This is a genomic window from Pseudomonas sp. FG43, assembly GCF_057809175.1.
This window is the reverse complement of the sequence record NZ_JBMDJL010000024.1, coordinates 1-17,480: the sequence shown is the minus strand read 5'-3', so window position 1 is coordinate 17,480 and position 17,480 is coordinate 1. Positions and strand designations below refer to the sequence as shown.

At 58.9% G+C, this 17,480-nt stretch carries 11 protein-coding genes and 1 tRNA gene; 1 reads left to right on the top strand and 11 read right to left on the bottom strand.

The features are described 5' to 3' along the window. Nucleotides 1-299: 299 nt before the first annotated feature. From ACODS3_RS22965 to rnr, 11 genes are all read right to left on the bottom strand, one after another. On the bottom strand, nucleotides 300-1,193 hold the full coding sequence (locus ACODS3_RS22965; protein WP_201001780.1) for a transglutaminase family protein: 894 nt from the start codon (nucleotides 1,191-1,193) through the stop codon (nucleotides 300-302). Further along, on the bottom strand, nucleotides 1,193-3,691 hold the full coding sequence (locus tag ACODS3_RS22960; protein ID WP_489036435.1) for a circularly permuted type 2 ATP-grasp protein: 2,499 nt from the start codon (nucleotides 3,689-3,691) through the stop codon (nucleotides 1,193-1,195). Before ACODS3_RS22960 ends, ACODS3_RS22965 begins: the two co-directional genes overlap by 1 nt. A gap of 101 nt (nucleotides 3,692-3,792) precedes the next feature. After that, nucleotides 3,793-7,065, bottom strand: a complete 3,273-nt coding sequence (locus ACODS3_RS22955; protein WP_489036433.1) for a transglutaminase family protein — start codon at nucleotides 7,063-7,065, stop codon at nucleotides 3,793-3,795. Between the two features lie 248 nt (nucleotides 7,066-7,313). Further along, entirely contained in the window at nucleotides 7,314-9,623 is a 2,310-nt protein-coding gene (locus tag ACODS3_RS22950) for a YgiQ family radical SAM protein (protein WP_489036431.1), read from the bottom strand. A 140-nt stretch (nucleotides 9,624-9,763) separates the two neighbouring features. Beyond that, nucleotides 9,764-11,158, bottom strand: a complete 1,395-nt coding sequence (gene dnaB / locus ACODS3_RS22945) for a replicative DNA helicase (RefSeq protein WP_201001776.1) — start codon at nucleotides 11,156-11,158, stop codon at nucleotides 9,764-9,766. Nucleotides 11,159-11,283: 125 nt separating this feature from the next. Beyond that, nucleotides 11,284-11,730, bottom strand: coding sequence for a 50S ribosomal protein L9 (rplI, locus tag ACODS3_RS22940; protein ID WP_025258306.1), 447 nt, complete (start codon nucleotides 11,728-11,730; stop codon nucleotides 11,284-11,286). 19 nt (nucleotides 11,731-11,749) lie between these two features. Then, a complete protein-coding gene (locus ACODS3_RS22935; protein ID WP_201018186.1) occupies nucleotides 11,750-12,640 on the bottom strand; it encodes a YybS family protein in 891 nt (296 codons plus the stop codon). 37 nt (nucleotides 12,641-12,677) lie between these two features. Beyond that, the gene (gene rpsR / locus ACODS3_RS22930; RefSeq protein ID WP_002551829.1) at nucleotides 12,678-12,908 is read right to left on the bottom strand and encodes a 30S ribosomal protein S18; all 231 of its coding nucleotides are present in this window, start codon (nucleotides 12,906-12,908) and stop codon (nucleotides 12,678-12,680) included. Between the two features lie 28 nt (nucleotides 12,909-12,936). Continuing rightward, the gene (gene rpsF / locus ACODS3_RS22925) at nucleotides 12,937-13,362 is read right to left on the bottom strand and encodes a 30S ribosomal protein S6 (protein ID WP_002551828.1); all 426 of its coding nucleotides are present in this window, start codon (nucleotides 13,360-13,362) and stop codon (nucleotides 12,937-12,939) included. A gap of 215 nt (nucleotides 13,363-13,577) precedes the next feature. After that, on the bottom strand, nucleotides 13,578-14,339 hold the full coding sequence (rlmB, locus tag ACODS3_RS22920) for a 23S rRNA (guanosine(2251)-2'-O)-methyltransferase RlmB (protein WP_025258304.1): 762 nt from the start codon (nucleotides 14,337-14,339) through the stop codon (nucleotides 13,578-13,580). After that, nucleotides 14,336-16,954 (bottom strand): ribonuclease R, encoded by a 2,619-nt coding sequence (gene rnr, locus ACODS3_RS22915; protein WP_489036406.1) that lies wholly within the window; start codon nucleotides 16,952-16,954, stop codon nucleotides 14,336-14,338. The genes rlmB and rnr overlap by 4 nt, the downstream gene beginning before the upstream one ends. Nucleotides 16,955-17,179: 225 nt before the next feature. Here rnr and ACODS3_RS22910 point away from each other — a divergent pair. Further along, a tRNA-Leu gene (locus ACODS3_RS22910) sits at nucleotides 17,180-17,266 on the top strand. The last annotated feature ends 214 nt before the right edge of the window (nucleotides 17,267-17,480 follow it).

Here is a 17,480-nt window from a genome sequence, read left to right as displayed (position 1 = left end):
TCTCAAGGAAGGCTTATCGATCAACGGTGCAGAATGATGCCGACTATCGCCATCATCGAAACAATCAAACAGCCAGTCAGCGCAGGCCACTCTACCATCGGCACATTGTTACCCACGGAGTGTTCATCATGCAGCTCAATAGTCTGTTTCGCAGTTTGCTTGCTGCTTATGCCTGCGGCGCCAGCGCCAGTTGCCCACACGATGCCTGCGATCAGGCGCGGCGCACTGCCCGATAATCGAGTGCGCCGCTTAATGAACGATTCATGGGCTTGAGGAATTAATGATCACGCTCGAATGAGCTATTCGCCGAGGGGCATCACCGTCACCCGTACTTCGGGATCATGACTGCCGCCGCCCAGAATCACGCCGCGCAAAGGAGAGACATCGGAGAAATCACGCCCCCATGCCAGGCTGATGTGCTCCAGCGCCGGTTGAATGTTGTTGGTCGGATCGAAATCGACCCAGCCCGATGCCGGGCAAAACACTGAAACCCAGGCATGGGAAGCGTCAGCCCCGATAAGCCGTGGCTGGCCGGGCGGCGGCTGGGTCAGCAGGTAACCGCTGACATAACGTGCCGCCAGACCGCGAGAACGCAGGCACGCCAGCATCAGATGGGCAAAGTCCTGACAAACCCCGCGACGCCTTTCCAGCACCTCCACCAGCGGTGTCGCCACTTGCGTGGCTTCGCCATCGAAGGTGAACTCCTCGAAGATCTTCTCCATCAAGGCCTGCACGCACAACAGCAACGGGCGCCCCGGCGCAAAGCACTCCTGCGAGAACTCGGCAAACGAACGCTTGAGATGCACATAGGGCGACTCGAAACGATACCGACAGGCGTCAAGAATATCGGCAGTCATCGATTGTGCGCTGTAGGTCAGAGCACTGCGCGTCACTTCCCACTCAGGTGAAAGATTGAAGTCCAGTTGTGGCCGCTCCAGCACTTCCACCCGCAACCGGGCATTGACCTGCAATTCGTCATGGGGGCGCTCGAAAGCCAGACGGGTCAATGGATTGCCGAAGACATCCAGCTCATCGCGGCGCGTCGTGGGCGTCGGCAGAATCTCCAGATGCTGCTCGGTGCAACGCTGCCAAGGGCTGCTGCGCGGCCACAGATGCGCCAGCTGCTGCGCCAGGGAAACCGGGCTGTCGTACTTGTAATGGGTGTCGTGGAGAATCTGGTAATGGGCACTCATCAAACGGATACCGTACGTTGGCTGACATCATCGACATGGGCGAAGTGGCGCAGAGCAAGGCGGTCGGAAACCTGCCCGCTGGTATCGCCAATGTTTTGCAGCAGATCAGCCAGCCCTTCCAGCACAGCCTTGAGGCTGCTTTCACCAAACAATGGATTTTCCAGGCTGCCAAGATCGAAGTTGGACAGACGCTGAATCAGGACTGCGAGGCTTCTGTCGCACGGCGCACCGAAATCGTCATTCAAGCGCCGTAACGAACGCTCCACCTGTTTCAGCTGGAACAGCACGGCATGAGGGTTCTGCTCGTCGAGCAGCAACAGGTCCAGCACAGGAATCAGATGCGGCACGGCCATGTAACGTGAACGGTAGGTAATGCTGCTGTTACCCAGCTCCAGCAACCAGTCCAGCCCCGAGTGATCGGAAACCGCCGCCGCACGCAGGAAAGCGGCCAGGCTGGAACTGAGAAACTTCAGACGCTCGATGCGTCGCCCGATCATCAGGAAGCTCCAGCCTTCGTCACGGGTCATGTCATCCAGCGCAAACCCGGACAAGGCAGCCAGAGACATCACCAGACGATTGAGGAAATCCAGAAGCTCACCGAAATCCGGCTCCTTGGTTTCCAGGCTCGCGGCTTCGCGCTGCAACTCCACCAGCGCCTGCCAGTTTTCACGGGAAAGCTTGCCCCGCACCTGGGACGCGGCCCACTGCATGCGTTGCAGGTTGGAGCGCAGGCTGAACACCCAGTCATCCCCCAGCAAGGCCGTGAGCAGCCGCTCAGGCAACTCTTCGTCCTCCTCGGCTTCAGGCAACAGGTTCAGGCTTTCGGCAAGCTCGACGGAGGCCTGCAAGGCCAATGGATCATCGCCGTCGATATAGCGTGTCAGCATGATCCGCAATAAACGGGCGCTGTCATCGCAGCGCTCGCAATAACGACCGAACCAGAACAGGTTTTCCACAACTCGCGACGGCAGATACGGGTCGCGACGAATCAGGTCATAGACACCCAGCGGTCGCTGCCCCTTCCACGGCTCTCCCAGATGAGAATAGTGCTCGCCCAACACCCAGGTGTCCTTGCTCGCGCCACCGCGCTGCATGGCAATCACATCCGCATCGGCCTCGGCGGCAACGCGGGTCAAACCACCCGGCAGCACGCGATAACCATCCATCCCCGCCACCGCATACACCCGCATGCCAATGGCACGCGGTTGCAGGCCCTGACCATCGGATTGCAGGACCGGCGCATGGGACAGTTGCGCCAGTTCCTGTGCGACATAAGCGTAAGGCCGGGCCTGCATGCGTGCAGCCAGTGCCTGACGCTGCTCTTCGTTCAGATCGCGACCGAAGACCGGAGCGAATCGTTGCGAGGGGAACGCAGGCTTGATCAACAGTTCCGGAAGTTTCTCCAGCGCCTGAGCCAGCACCGGAGGCTCACCGCACCACCATGTAGCCACCGATGGCAGGATCAGGTCCTCGCCAAACAGGTACTGACTGATTTTAGGCAAGAAGCCCAGCAAGCCCGGTGATTCCAGAACCCCGCTGCCCAACGCATTGGCCACCAGCACATTGCCCTGGCGTACCGCTTCCAGCAGACCAGGCACACCGAGCGCGGAATCTGTGCGCAACTCCAGCGGATCGCAGAAGTCATCGTCCAGGCGACGCATGATCGCGTGAACCCGGCGCAGGCCGCTGAGGGTCTTCAGATAGACCGTGGCATCACGCACGGTCAGGTCGCTGCCCTCGACCAGTGGATAACCCAGTTGGCGAGCCAGATACAAATGCTCGAAATAGCTTTCATTGAAGCGACCTGGCGTCAGGAGCACCACCAGCGGCGCTTCGTTGCTGGTGGGTGCCTGACGGGCCAGAGTCTGTTGCAAGGCACCAAAGAACCCCGACAAGTGCCTGACTTGCAGGTCCCGGTAAGCCTCCGGCAGCGCCCGAGCGACGATCTGCCGGTTCTCCAGAGCATAACCGGCCCCCGAAGGCGCCTGGGTCCGGTCAGCAGTCACCCACCAGCGCCCGTCCGGCGTACGCGCCAGATCGACGGCGTACATGTGCAGGAAAATATCTTCAGGCGGTTTGACGCCCTGGCATGGCCACAAAAAGTTGTTATGCCCGAACACCAGTTCGGCAGGCAGCAAGCCATTGGCAATCAAGGTCTGCGGACCATACAGGTCCGCGAGTACGGCATTGAGCAGGCGAGCGCGCTGGGCGATACCGGCAGAGACATGCTGCCATTCGTCCGCCGGGATGATGTGCGGCAGCAGATCCAGCTCCCACGGGCGGTCAGCTCCTTTGGGGTCGGCATAGACGTTATAGGTCACGCCGTTTTCCTGGATCTGCCGGGTCAACAAGGCCTGACGCTGGATCATCTGTGCAGAGGTGCTGCGCTGCATGTATTCGTACAGGCGTTGCCAGTGCGGCCGAACGGCCCCACTGGCATCGAGCATCTCGTGATAGGTCCCCTCGGAAAGCGGGTAACGGTCAAGCAGGTCAGGCATGGAAGGCTCGGCAAACAGCATAAGGGCTTCAGGTTAGCGCAGTCAGATGTCACACCGATGTGGACACGTCCGTGTGCATCCAACTGACTGAGCCGTTTTTATTAATGCAGGCGCATATCCAGCGTCATCGGCAATTCATCGCTAATGTTGAGCGATGGAATCTCCAATTTGCCTGCGGTATGCCCCACACGGAAGAACCGTGAGAGGCGCCGGCTTTCCGCTTCGTTGGCGTTGACCGGCAATGTTTCATAGTTGCGGCCGCCCGGATGGGCGACATGATACTCGCAGCCGCCCAGCGAGCGCTGCATCCAGGTGTCCACCAGGTCGAAGACCAGAGGCGCATGAACGCCGATGGTCGGTTGCAGGCAATTGGCAGGCTGCCAGGCTCGATAACGCACGCCTGCGACGAACTCCCCCACACGACCGGTGGGCTGCAAAGGCACGGCAATGCCGTTGCAGGTCAGCATGTAGCGCTGAGGCGGCAAACCATTGATCCGCACCTGCAGGCGCTCCAGAGAAGAGTCCACATAACGCACGGCACCGCCGCCCGAACCTTCTTCGCCCAGCACATGCCAGGGCTCCAGCGCCTGACGCAGCTCCAGCTCAATGCCGTTGACCGCGTAATCGCCCACTTTCGGGAAACGGAATTCCAGATGCGCGGCAAACCATTCGGCCCGCACTGGATAACCGGCGTCATTGAGCTCGGCAATGACGTCCGCGAAGTCCTGCTCGATGAAATACGGCAGCATGAAACGGTCGTGCAGCTCTGTCCCCCAACGCGCCAGCTTCGCGGGTGCATAGGGCTCGCGCCAGAAACGGGCAACCAGCGCACGCAACAGCAATTGCTGGGCAAGGCTCATACGCGCATGGGGTGGCATTTCAAAGGCTCGCAGTTCCAGCAACCCGAGACGCCCTGTCGCACCATCCGGCGAATACAGCTTGTCGATACAGAATTCAGCGCGATGGGTGTTGCCGGTCACATCGATCAGCAGGTTGCGCAACAGGCGGTCGATCAACCACGGAGCAACCTCCTCGCCCGGCTTGGGCATTTGTGCGAAGGCGACTTCCATTTCATAGAGCGAATCGTTGCGCGCCTCGTCAATCCGCGGCGCCTGAGACGTCGGGCCGACGAACAGGCCGGAAAACAGATACGACAGCGACGGATGGTTGTGCCAATAGCTGATCAGGCTGCGCAGCAGATCGGGGCGACGCAGGAATGGCGAGTCCGCCGGAGTCGCACCACCGAGAACGAAGTGGTTACCACCGCCCGTGCCGGTATGGCGACCATCGATCATGAACTTCTCGGTGGTCAGGCGCGTCAGGCGCGCCTGCTCGTATAAGAACTCGGTGCGCTCCACCAGTTGATCCCAGGAAGAAGAAGGCTGCACGTTGACTTCAATCACGCCCGGATCAGGCGTAATCCGGAAGTTGCTCAGGCGCGGGTCGCTCGGCGGCTCATAGCCCTCCAGCAGGACCGGGCATTGCAGTTCTTCGGCAGTGGCCTCGATCACCGCAACCAACTCAAGATATTCCTCCAGCTTCTGCAGTGGCGGCATGAACAGATACAAGCGCCCACCACGCGCCTCGGCACACAAGGCCGTACGAGTCAGCCAGTCGGCGGACTGATCAATGACCGGTTGCGGCCGATCGGTGTCGACCGGGTCGTCGGAGTGCAGTTCTTCGCGCTCAGGCAGCTCGGGGAAATCCTGGTTGTGATCGGTCGGATGAATGAACGGATATTCCGCCGCCTTGACCCATGGCTGCGAAGCCAGAGGCAGTCGATAGCCGAGCGCAGAATCACCCGGCACCAGACGGCAGTGGGTACCGCGCAGATACCAGCGCCCGCTCTGCCAGCGATCACCCGCAGCCGTGCGCGCCAGGGGCAGCACCTGGCCTATGACTTTATCCAGACCTTGCTCGAACACCTTGCGCAGTCGTGCCCGCTCAAGCTCGTCGCTCAGCCGGGAATCCTCAGCCGTGACGTTCACAGGCAAAGCGCCTTCGCGCCAGAGGTAATAGAGATTGTCTTCGTAAGCCGGGAAGACGAAGCGGGTCGGCAGTTTCAGGCGCTCGGCAACGCTGCTCAAAAAACGTCCAGCCAGCTCACCGGTCGCGCCGTAATCCCGGGTTTCATCGGCAATCAACGCATCGTTGTTCCAGACCGGCTTGCCGTCCTTGCGCCAGAAACTGTTGAGCGACCAGCGCGGCAGTTGCTCGCCGGGGTACCACTTGCCCTGCCCGAAATGAACGATGCCCTTGGGGGAGTAATGCCCGCGCATGCGCTGAAACAATTCGGCCGACAGCGCCCGCTTGTTCGGCCCGAGGGCGGCGGTGTTCCACTCACTGCCATCACGATCATCGATGGAAACGAACGTGGGCTCACCGCCCATGGTCAGGCGCACGTCATCGCGGACCAGATCAGCGTCGATCTGATGGCCTAGGGCCTGAATCTCCTGCCACTGCTCTTCGGTATAGGGCTTGGTGACGCGAGGCGCCTCCCAGATCCGTTCCACGGACATTTCATGGCTGAAATCGGTTTCACAAGGCTCGACAAGCCCACTGATCGGCGCAGCAGAAGACGGCTCCGGGCTACAGGCCAGAGGAATATGGCCTTCCCCGGCAAACAGCCCGGACGTCGCATCCAGCCCGACCCAGCCAGCGCCCGGCAGATAGACCTCACACCAGGCGTGCAGGTCAGTGAAATCCACATCCGTACCGGACGGCCCGTCCAGCGCCTCGACATCGGCCTTGAGCTGAATCAGATACCCCGACACAAAACGCGCCGCCATGCCCAGGTGGCGCAGCAACTGCACCAGCAACCAAGCCGAATCGCGGCAGGAGCCGGAAGCGTTTTCCAGAGTGAACTCAGGCGTCTGAACCCCAGGCTCCATACGGATCAGGTAATCGATGTCCTGGCTCAGACGCTGGTTGAGCCCCACCAGAAAGTCGATGGCCGGCACAGGTTCACGGCTGATGCTTTCCAGATAAGCCGTAAATCGCGGTGTGAGCGGCAGTTTTTCCAGATACGGCGCCAGTTCGCGCTGTTCTTCGCTGGCATAAGAAAACGGAATCTTTTCCGCGTAGGGCTCAAGAAAAAAGTCGAAAGGATTGAACACGGCCATCTCGGCAACCAGATCGACTTCAACCCGCAGCTCTTTGGTTTTCTCGGGGAATACCAGACGCGCCAGGTAATTGCCCTGCGGGTCCTGCTGCCAGTTGATGAAATGGTTTTCGGGCAATACTTTCAGGGAGTACGACAACACGCGGGTTCGGCTATGAGCGGCCGGACGCAGGCGAACAATCTGGGGACCCAGTTCAACCGCACGTTCGTAGCGGTAATGCGTGACATGGTGCAAGGCAATATGAATCGACACGGCGTGCCTCCTGCGGCCTGGACGGTAATTGAACCGCGCAAGACTTATGCCATGCGGGGCAAAGCCAGCGCCAGCGATATTGAAGTGACTGGATCAGCTAAGCACAGCACCAAAATCGCGCCAATTCAGATTAGCGGTGCAAGGGTCGCACGGAAATGAGGCGGTAGGGGTACAACTGCGTAGGAGCGAATTTATTCGCGAAGCCTTTCGCGAATGAATTCGCTCCTACAAGGGAGAGGGATGAGCCGTTAGCGGGGAACCACTGGCTTGCGGGCTGGCTTCTTGCCCTTCCCGCCCTTGGCCGCTTCCATACGCTCCTTGGCGGCCTGCTTGTTGCGGGCCAGCGCGGCAGCCTTGGCTTCCTCACGCTTGTCCCAAGGCTTGCTGCCATCACTGCCACGTGGCGGCAGGCCAGTGTGCTGGGTCTGGATCAGGTTGGTCTTGGCAGCCTTGCCGACCTTGTGACTGCCAGCAGGCGTCGAGTTCTTGCGACGGGCGCTCTGGTAGCTGTCGGTCGCCGGTTGATGCAGCGGGATCAACTGATGCTTGCCAGGGCCGATCAGGTCGGCACGGCCCATGCGTTCCAGGGCTTCGCGCAGCATCGGCCAGCCCTTGGGATCGTGATAGCGCAGGAATGCCTTGTGCAGACGACGCTGGGCCTCGCTCTTGACGATGGTCACACCATCGCTCTTGTACGTGACCTTGCGCAGCGGGTTCTTGCCCGAGTGATACATGGCAGTCGCCGAAGCCATTGGCGACGGATAGAACGCCTGCACCTGATCGGCACGGAAACCATTGCTCTTGAGCCACAACGCCAGGTTCATCATGTCTTCATCGGTGGTGCCCGGGTGGGCGGCGATGAAGTAAGGGATCAGGTACTGCTCCTTGCCTGCTTCCTTTGAGTACTTCTCGAACATGCGCTTGAATTTTTCATAGCTGCCGATGCCCGGTTTCATCATCTGGTTGAGCGGACCTTCCTCGGTGTGTTCCGGGGCGATCTTCAGGTAACCACCTACGTGGTGGGTCACCAGCTCCTTGACGTACTCCGGCGACTCGACCGCGAGGTCGTAACGCAGGCCGGAAGCGATGAGGATCTTCTTCACACCCGGTAAGGCACGGGCACTGCGATACAGCTGGATCAGCGCCGAATGGTCGGTGTTCAGGTTAGGACAGATACCGGGGAAGACGCAGGACGGCTTGCGGCAGGCCGACTCGATTTCCGGGCTTTTGCAGGCAATGCGATACATGTTCGCGGTCGGGCCGCCCATATCGGAAATAACGCCGGTAAAACCTGGAACCTTGTCGCGAATTTCTTCGATTTCACGAATGATCGAATCTTCGGAGCGGTTCTGGATGATCCGCCCTTCGTGCTCGGTGATCGAGCAGAAAGTACAGCCACCGAAACAGCCCCGCATGATGTTGACCGAAAAACGGATCATGTCGTAGGCCGGAATTTTCTCCTTGCCGTACGCCGGGTGCGGAACACGCGCGTAAGGCATGCCGAACACGTAGTCCATTTCTTCGGTAGTCATCGGAATGGGCGGCGGGTTGAACCAGACATCCACATCACCATGTTTCTGCACCAGCGCACGGGCGTTGCCGGGGTTGGTTTCCAGGTGCAGGACGCGGTTGGCGTGGGCGTAGAGCACTGCGTCGTTGCGGACTTTTTCGACCGAAGGCAGGCGAATGACCGTCTTGTCACGGGTCATGCGCGGGCTTGCCAGGATCTGCACGACCTTGGCTTCGTTCGGATCTTCTACCGGGCCTTTTTCCTGTTCGATGGCGCAGGCCTGGGTGTCTTGAGTGTTCACGTACGGGTTGATGATCTTGTCGATCTTGCCCGGACGGTCGATGCGCGTGGAGTCGACTTCGTACCAGCCCGCCGGAGTATCACGGCGAATGAAAGCCGTGCCGCGAACATCGGTGATGTCTTCGATCTTGTGGCCGTAGGACAGACGCTGAGCGACCTCGACAATCGCACGCTCGGCATTGCCGTAGAGCAGGATGTCGGCGCTGGCGTCGATCAGGATCGAGTTGCGGACCTTGTCCTGCCAGTAATCGTAATGCGCGATGCGGCGCAGCGAGGCCTCGATACCGCCCAGCACGATCGGAACATGCTTGTAGGCTTCCTTGCAGCGCTGGCTGTAGACCAGACTCGCACGGTCAGGACGCTTGCCGGCCATACCGCCCGGTGTATAGGCATCGTCGGAACGGATCTTCTTATCCGCGGTGTAGCGGTTGATCATCGAGTCCATGTTGCCAGCAGCGACACCGAAGAACAGGTTCGGCTCGCCGAGCTTCATGAAGTCGTCTTTGGACTGCCAGTCAGGCTGCGCGATGATCCCGACGCGAAAACCCTGCGATTCGAGCAGGCGGCCAATGATCGCCATGCCAAAAGACGGGTGATCCACATACGCATCGCCGGTGACGATGATGACGTCGCAGGAATCCCAGCCAAGCTGATCCATTTCTTCCCGGCTCATCGGCAGGAAAGGAGCTGGTCCGAAACATTCGGCCCAGTACTTGGGATAGTCAAATAACGGCTTGGCTGCTTGCATGTCAGGACCTACGTTTGCACGTTGGAAAAATCGCGGGCGCGGAATATAGCACAAAAAATGATCAAATCCGACGATAGTGGTCGGATTAATCATGCACAAAGTACAGGTTTGGGTGAATTCATTCGCGAATGAATTCGCACCTACTCGTCATCGAAGTTGTAACTGCCCGGCGCCAGGTTCTCGAAGCGGGTGTACTTGCCGATGAACGCCAGACGGGACGTACCGATAGGGCCGTTACGCTGCTTGCCGATAATGATCTCGGCGATACCCTTGTGTTCGGTTTCCGGGTGGTAAACCTCGTCACGGTAAACGAACATGATGACGTCGGCGTCCTGCTCGATCGCTCCGGATTCACGCAAGTCGGAGTTGATCGGGCGCTTGTTGGGACGCTGCTCCAGAGAGCGGTTGAGCTGCGAGAGCGCGATGACCGGGCAGTTGAATTCCTTGGCCAGAGCTTTCAACGAGCGGGAAATCTCGGAAATCTCGTTGGTCCGGTTGTCACCGGCCGAGCCCGGAATCTGCATCAACTGCAAGTAGTCGATCATGATCATCGCAATCTCGCCGTGCTCGCGTGCAACACGGCGAGTACGGGCACGCATCTCGGACGGGCTGATACCTGCCGTATCGTCGATGAACAGCTTGCGGTCATTGAGCAGGTTCACAGCCGACGTCAGGCGCGGCCAGTCATCGTCGTCCAGCTGGCCGGCACGCACCTTGGTCTGATCGATACGCCCCAGCGAGGAAAGCATACGCATGATCAGCGATTCGCCTGGCATCTCCAGCGAGTAGACCAGTACGACCTTGTCGCTGCGCAAAACCGCATTTTCCACCAGGTTCATGGCGAAGGTGGTCTTACCCATGGACGGACGACCCGCAACGATGATCAGGTCGGCCGGTTGCAGGCCGCTGGTCTTGTCGTCCAGATCGGTATAGCCCGTAGACAGGCCGGTAATCGCGTTATCGCTGTTGAACAGCGTGTCGATACGGTCGATGGCCTTGGTCAGCAGGTCATTGACCCCCACCGGCCCACCCGTCTTCGGACGCGCCTCGGCGATCTGGAAGATCTGCCGCTCGGCCTCGTCGAGAATCTCCTCGGCGGTACGGCCTTCGGGGTTGAACGCACTGTCGGCAATCTCGTTGCTGATGCCGATCAACTGGCGCAAGGTCGCCCGCTGACGAACGATCTGGGCATAAGCCTTGATGTTGGCGACCGATGGCGTGTTTTTCGCCAGCTCACTGAGATATGCCAGACCACCGACCTGGGATGTCTGGCCTTCCTTGTCCAGTTGCTCAGACAGGGTGACCACGTCAATCGGGCTGTTCTGATCAGCCAGCCGGGCAATGGCGCGAAAGATCAGGCGGTGGTCATGCCGATAGAAATCGCCATCGGAAACTTGATCGAGCACACGCTCCCAGGCGTTGTTGTCCAGCATCAAGCCACCGAGTACAGCCTGTTCGGCCTCGATGGAATGCGGAGGCACCTTGAGGGCAGCGGTTTGCAGATCGTATTGCTCGGGGGCGGAAATATCGTTCATGGCCACTTGAATTCGAGATTTACAGAATAGGGGCTAGCAGAAAGACAAAAGGCACGACCTGTAAAACAGGATCGTGCCCGATGTTAACCCTCTAACGGACTAGCCGCCAGACGATTGCGTACTGCTTAAGCTGCTACCACGACAACGCGAACGGTTGCTTCAACGTCGCTGTGCAGGTGCACGGCAACATCGTATTCACCGACGTTACGGATAGTGCCGTTCGGCAGACGAACTTCGCTTTTTGCAACTTCAACGCCAGAGGCGGTCAGTGCATCAGCGATGTCGTGAGTACCGATCGAACCGAACAGCTTGCCTTCGTCACCAGCGGTGGCAGTGATAGTCACTTCCAGCTCAGCCAGTTGGGCAGCGCGAGTTTCGGCAGAAGCCTTCTTCTCGGCAGCCAGTTTTTCCAGCTCTGCACGACGCTCTTCAAACGCAGCCAGGTTGGCAGCGGTTGCAGCGGTTGCTTTGCCGTATGGCAGCAGGTAGTTACGACCGTAGCCAGCCTTAACGTTTACTTTGTCGCCCAGGTTGCCCAGGTTCGCGACTTTTTCCAGAAGGATCAGTTGCATGTGAAAATCCTCTTAACTTTTAACCTTCACCGTTCGCGTTATCAGAGTCCTTCGACCCCAGACGACCGCGAAAATCAATCAGGCTGTCGACAATGGCCGTAACCACGAGCAACGGACCTATCAGCTGCATGAATGGCATCAGCGTGACGTACAACCCCACCAGCCAGAAACCGGCCAGTCTTTTTTGCGCCACCAGCCCGTGAATCAGGGCCAGCCCGGCGAAGACCAGCGGTACGCTGCATAACGGCAACAGAATCAGCATTTGTGTGCCGAAGGACGGCCCTACAAACATGACTACCAACAGCGACAACGCCAGTCCCCTGGGGATTCTGATCTGACGAAACTCACGACCAAAACCACCCGGGTTGTACAACAACGCTTGCCAATAGCGCCCAAGAATCAGGCACAACACACTGAAAATCTGAAACATCACCGCCATCGAACCGATAACGAGGGGTGTAGTCAGTGAAGCGAGGGACGCTCGCTGGTCTGTCGAGAGCTTCTCGTAGACCTCACCGAAAGCCTGGGGCAGAACTCTCTCGAACTCACGCGCCAGACTATCGACCATGGGACTGAATAACGTCCCGAGACTCACTGCACACAACACTCCGACTGCCACGCTGACCAGCAGCACGCGATTCCAGGAATGACCTGCGCGCAAAACCAGCGACAGGCCACAAGACCCCAGCAGCACCAGAAGGGCAGTGGGATCTTTCTGGAAGTACCAGCAAACCAATGCTGACAGCACTCCCACACCGACGACGCCAATGGCGTCCGAACCGCGCCGCAGCAGCACAAGGCTAGCCGCAGCGGCACTCAACCAGAACAACAGCGGCAATGCCGCAGATCCGGCCACAACCAGCGTGGCCTGCACACGTCCCCGCATGATGAATTCAGCTAAGGCACGCATACATTCGATCCCTTACTACTTTGTCGACTGCCCGGTCTCAGCGGCCGTGGCTGTCGGTGTAGGCCAGCAGGGCCAGGAAGCGGGCGCGCTTGATAGCGGTGGCCAGCTGACGCTGATAACGTGCTTTGGTACCGGTGATACGGCTTGGAACGATTTTGCCGGTCTCGGATACGTAAGCTTTCAGAGTGTTGAGATCTTTGTAATCGATCTCTTTCACGTCTTCAGCGGTGAAGCGGCAGAATTTACGACGACGGAAGAAACGTGCCATGTAATAGGCTCCTCAAAAGGTCCGTGGATTACTCGTCAGCGTTATCGCTAACGTCGCTGTTGTCACCGTCATCGCCATCGGCGCTGTCGGAGTGCTCAGGACGGTCACGACGCTCACGGCGCTCACTGCGGTTCTCTTCAGCCTTGAGCATCTCGGACTGGCCAGTTACGGCTTCGTCGCGACGGATGACCAGGTTACGGATCACAGCATCGTTGTAACGGAAGTTGTCTTCCAGCTCGGCCAGGGCCTTGCCAGTGCACTCAACGTTCAGCATCACGTAGTGAGCCTTGTGAACATTGTTGATTGCGTAGGCCAGTTGACGACGACCCCAATCTTCCAGACGGTGGATTTTGCCGCCGTCTTCTTCGATCAGCTTGGTGTAACGCTCAACCATGCCGCCGACTTGCTCGCTTTGATCCGGGTGGACCAAAAAGATAATTTCGTAATGACGCATGAATGCTCCTTACGGGTTGTAGCCTGCCGCCAAAGCGGTCAGACAAGGAGTGAATGACACTGTTAGTCTTGCTCAGGGACAGACACGAAAGCGCCTGCCGTGACAGCAAGGGGCGCAATTGTAGAGAAGGGGGAAAGAAGCTGCAAGGGAAAGAAGCAGCTTCAAGCGGCAAGCCATAAGCTGCAAGCCGCACTCCGACAGCTTGCAGCTAACGCCTACTTCCGTGCGGCGGCCGCTTTGACGCTGCGTTGACGCATCGCTTCGAACAGACAGACGCCGGTCGCGACTGAAACGTTCAGGCTGCTGACGCTACCGGCCATCGGCAGGCGCACCAGATAATCGCAGTGTTCGCGGGTCAGGCGGCGCATGCCCTTGCCTTCGGCACCCATGATCAGGATGGTCGGACCGGTGAGGTCCTGCTGATACAGCTCCTGCTCGGCTTCGCCAGCAGTACCGACAACCCACAGGCCGCGCTGCTGTAGTTTTTCCAGGCTGCGAGCCAGGTTGGTCACGGCAACCAGCGGAATGACTTCCGCCGCGCCGCACGCCACTTTACGCACCGCAGGCGTCAGGGTCGCCGACTTGTCCTTGGGCACAATCACCGCCAGCGCGCCAGCCGCATCGGCGGTGCGCAGGCACGCGCCGAGGTTATGCGGATCGGTAACACCGTCCAGCACCAGAATCAGCGGCGCACCTTCGGTACGATCCAGAAGCTCATCGAGCATTGCCTCGCCCCAGACCTGACTCGGACTGACATCGGCAACCACACCCTGATGCACACCCTCGACCCAGGCGTCCATTTCACGACGCTCGGCCTGCCCGATGGTGACGCGGTTCTGACCAGCCAGCTCGACAAGAACCTGCACACGCGGATCATTCCGGCCTTCAGCCAGCCAGATATGCTTGACCCGCTTTGGATGGTGACGCAGCAACGCTTCTACGGCATGCACGCCGTAGATTTTTTCCAACTGACTCATGACTTGGCCTTGGGTTTACGCGCCCCGCCACTTTTCGCGGCTGGAGCAGAACCCGACTTGGACGGGCCCTTACGATGTTTACTGGGTTTCGACGCAGCAGTTCCAGGCTTGTCGGATTTACCCGACGAGGCCTTGCCACCGGTCTTTGCCTGCTCCAGAAGAGCCTTTTTCATTTCCCGACTTTTGCGCACTTCAGCGTTTTTCGCTGCGGCATCACTGGGACGATAGGCTTCGGATACCGCTTCCTTGGCCGAAGAACCACGACGCCCGGACGGCTTGGCCGAAACGGACTTGTCCTTCTCGGCAGCAGGTGCCGGTGCCGTTTCCTGACCGCGACGCTTGCGACCGACAGGCGCACTGGCAGTCTTCTCGGACATCTCGAAGTCGATCTTGCGCTCATCCAGATCGACGCGCATGACACGCACTTCGACCGTATCGCCCAAGCGGAAGCTGCGACCGCTACGCTCACCCGCAAGGCGGTGATGCACAGGATCGAAATGGTAGTAATCGTCCGGCAAGGCCGTAACGTGTACCAGACCTTCGACGTAGATATCGGTCAACTCGACGAACAGGCCAAAGCCGGTCACAGCGGTAATCACACCCGGGAACGACTCGCCTACGCGATCCTTCATGAACTCGCACTTGAGCCAGTTGACCACGTCGCGCGTGGCCTCGTCGGCACGGCGCTCGCTCATCGAGCACTGCTCGCCCAACTGCTCCAGCGTGGCTTCGTCGTAAGGATAGATGCGCGCCTTCGGAATCGTGGCAGCACCTGCACGACGGACGTGCGGCGTATCCTGTTTCGAGCGGATCACGCTGCGGATAGCGCGGTGCGTGAGCAGGTCGGGATAGCGACGAATCGGCGAAGTGAAGTGTGTATACGCTTCATAATTCAGACCGAAGTGACCGTTGTTGTCAGAGCTGTAGACCGCCTGACTCAACGAACGCAGCATCACGGTCTGGATCAGGTGGTAATCCGGGCGATCACGCACGGTTTCGAGCAACGCCTGGTAATCCTTCGGCGTAGGCCCTTCCTTGCCCTTGTGCAGCGACAGGCCCAGCTCGCCCAGGAAAGCGCGCAGCTTTTCCAGACGCTCTGGCGGCGGACCATCGTGAACACGATAGAGCGCAGGTATTTCGTGTTTTTTCAGGAACTCGGCCGTGGCCACGTTCGCAGCCAGCATGCACTCTTCGATCAGCTTGTGGGCATCGTTGCGAGTGGTCGGACGAATTTCGGCGATCTTGCGCTCGGAGCCGAAAATGATCCGGGTTTCCTGAGTCTCGAAATCGATTGCACCACGCACATGACGCGCGCCCAGCAACACCTTGTACAAGGCGTAAAGCTGCTTGAGATGCGGAACCACGTCGGCGTATTCGCCACGCAGGGCCTTGGCATCGCTCGTTTTCGGCTGCTCCAGTATCGTGCTGACCTTGTTGTAGGTCAGGCGCGCATGGGAGTGGATCACCGCCTCGTAGAACACGTAGTCGGTCATCTCGCCGGTCTTGGAGATGGTCATCTCGCAGACCATGGCCAGACGATCAACAAGCGGGTTCAGCGAGCACAAGCCGTTGGAAAGCTGCTCAGGCAACATCGGCACCACGCGCTCGGGGAAATACACCGAGTTGCCGCGCACCTGGGATTCGGCATCCAGCGCCGAGCCGATCTTCACGTAGCTCGATACGTCGGCAATCGCCACGTAGAGCTTCCAGCCACCCGAGAACAGGCGCAGCTTGCCAGGCTTGGCTTCACAGTAAACGGCATCGTCGAAGTCACGAGCATCTTCGCCGTCGATGGTCACGAATGGCAGGTGACGCAGATCGACGCGGTTTTCCTTGTCCTTTTCTTCGACTTCCGGCTTGAGCTTCGCCGCTTCCTTTAGCACGGCCTCAGGCCAGACATGAGGAATGTCGTAGGTGCGCAGCGCGACATCGATTTCCATGCCGGGCGCCATGTAATTGCCCACCACTTCAACCACATCGCCCTGCGGCTGGAAGCGCGGCGTCGGCCAGTGGGTGATTTTCACCTCGACGAACTGGCCAATCTTCGCGTTGTTGTTGCGCCCAGGCGTCACCAGCACTTCCTGCTGGATCTTCGGGTTGTCCGGAATGACGAAGCCGATGCCACTTTCTTCGAAGTAGCGACCCACGATGGTTTCATGGGCACGGGAGATGACTTCGACAATGACGCCTTCACGGCGACCGCGGCGGTCAAGCCCCGAAACACGTGCCAGAGCACGATCACCGTCGAACACCAGACGCATTTGCGCCGGGCTCATGAACAGATCGTCGGAGCCATCGTCAGGGACCAGGAAACCGAAACCGTCACGGTGCCCGGTGATACGACCCAGGATCAGGTCCAGCTTGTCCACCGGTGCGTAGGTTCCACGACGGGTGTAGATCAATTGAGCGTCACGCTCCATTGCCCGCAGACGACGACGCAAGGCCTCGAATTGATCCTCTGTGGACAGGCCGAACTCTTCGACCAGTTGCTCGCGACTGGCCGGCGAACCGCGCTCGGCAAGGTGCTGCAGAATCAGCTCACGGCTGGGAATAGGGTTTTCGTATTTTTCCGCTTCACGAGCGGCCTCGGGATCGAGGGACTGCCAATCGGCCATTAGAGAGTTTTCACCTTGTCTATATGTGGGTTAGTTTGGCATACACCTATTGAAACGGGAAATTTCAGACTCACGCTGCCCACTAAAAAAACCTCTGGATAGCGCGCAGAACCGTACTGGACACCGCTTGCGAAATTTTCCAATTATTTTTGGCAACAGGGGTTTACAGCTCAAAAGACGCTCCGTATAGTGCGCGCCATCGACAGGCAAACGCCTCTAGATGCTGCCCAGATGGTGAAATTGGTAGACACGCCAGCTTCAGGTGCTGGTGACCGCAAGGTCGTGGAAGTTCGAGTCTTCTTCTGGGCACCAATTCAGAGCTGCAGATTACAGCAATCTTCAGACTCCCACAAAAACCCGCGAAAGCGGGTTTTTGCATTTCAGGGTTTTGATTATTAAAACCAAAACAGGGGTTTACAGATCGAAACGCTCTCCGTATAGTGCGCCCCATCAACGGCGTGCAACGCTGCTGATGCTGCCCAGATGGTGAAATTGGTAGACACGCCAGCTTCAGGTGCTGGTGACC

Excerpts from the sequence above, each read along its gene's own strand:
- ACODS3_RS22965 (WP_201001780.1), bottom strand. The coding sequence starts at position 1,193 with ATGAGTGCCCATTACCAGATTCTCCACGACACCCATTACAAGTACGAC.
- ACODS3_RS22950 (WP_489036431.1), bottom strand. The coding sequence starts at position 9,623 with ATGCAAGCAGCCAAGCCGTTATTTGACTATCCCAAGTACTGGGCCGAA.
- rlmB (WP_025258304.1), bottom strand. The coding sequence starts at position 14,339 with ATGAGTCAGTTGGAAAAAATCTACGGCGTGCATGCCGTAGAAGCGTTG.
- rpsF (WP_002551828.1), bottom strand. The coding sequence starts at position 13,362 with ATGCGTCATTACGAAATTATCTTTTTGGTCCACCCGGATCAAAGCGAG.
- rplI (WP_025258306.1), bottom strand. The coding sequence starts at position 11,730 with ATGCAACTGATCCTTCTGGAAAAAGTCGCGAACCTGGGCAACCTGGGC.
- ACODS3_RS22960 (WP_489036435.1), bottom strand. The coding sequence starts at position 3,691 with ATGCCTGACCTGCTTGACCGTTACCCGCTTTCCGAGGGGACCTATCAC.
- ACODS3_RS22935 (WP_201018186.1), bottom strand. The coding sequence starts at position 12,640 with ATGCGTGCCTTAGCTGAATTCATCATGCGGGGACGTGTGCAGGCCACG.
- dnaB (WP_201001776.1), bottom strand. The coding sequence starts at position 11,158 with ATGAACGATATTTCCGCCCCCGAGCAATACGATCTGCAAACCGCTGCC.
- rpsR (WP_002551829.1), bottom strand. The coding sequence starts at position 12,908 with ATGGCACGTTTCTTCCGTCGTCGTAAATTCTGCCGCTTCACCGCTGAA.
- rnr (WP_489036406.1), bottom strand. The coding sequence starts at position 16,954 with ATGGCCGATTGGCAGTCCCTCGATCCCGAGGCCGCTCGTGAAGCGGAA.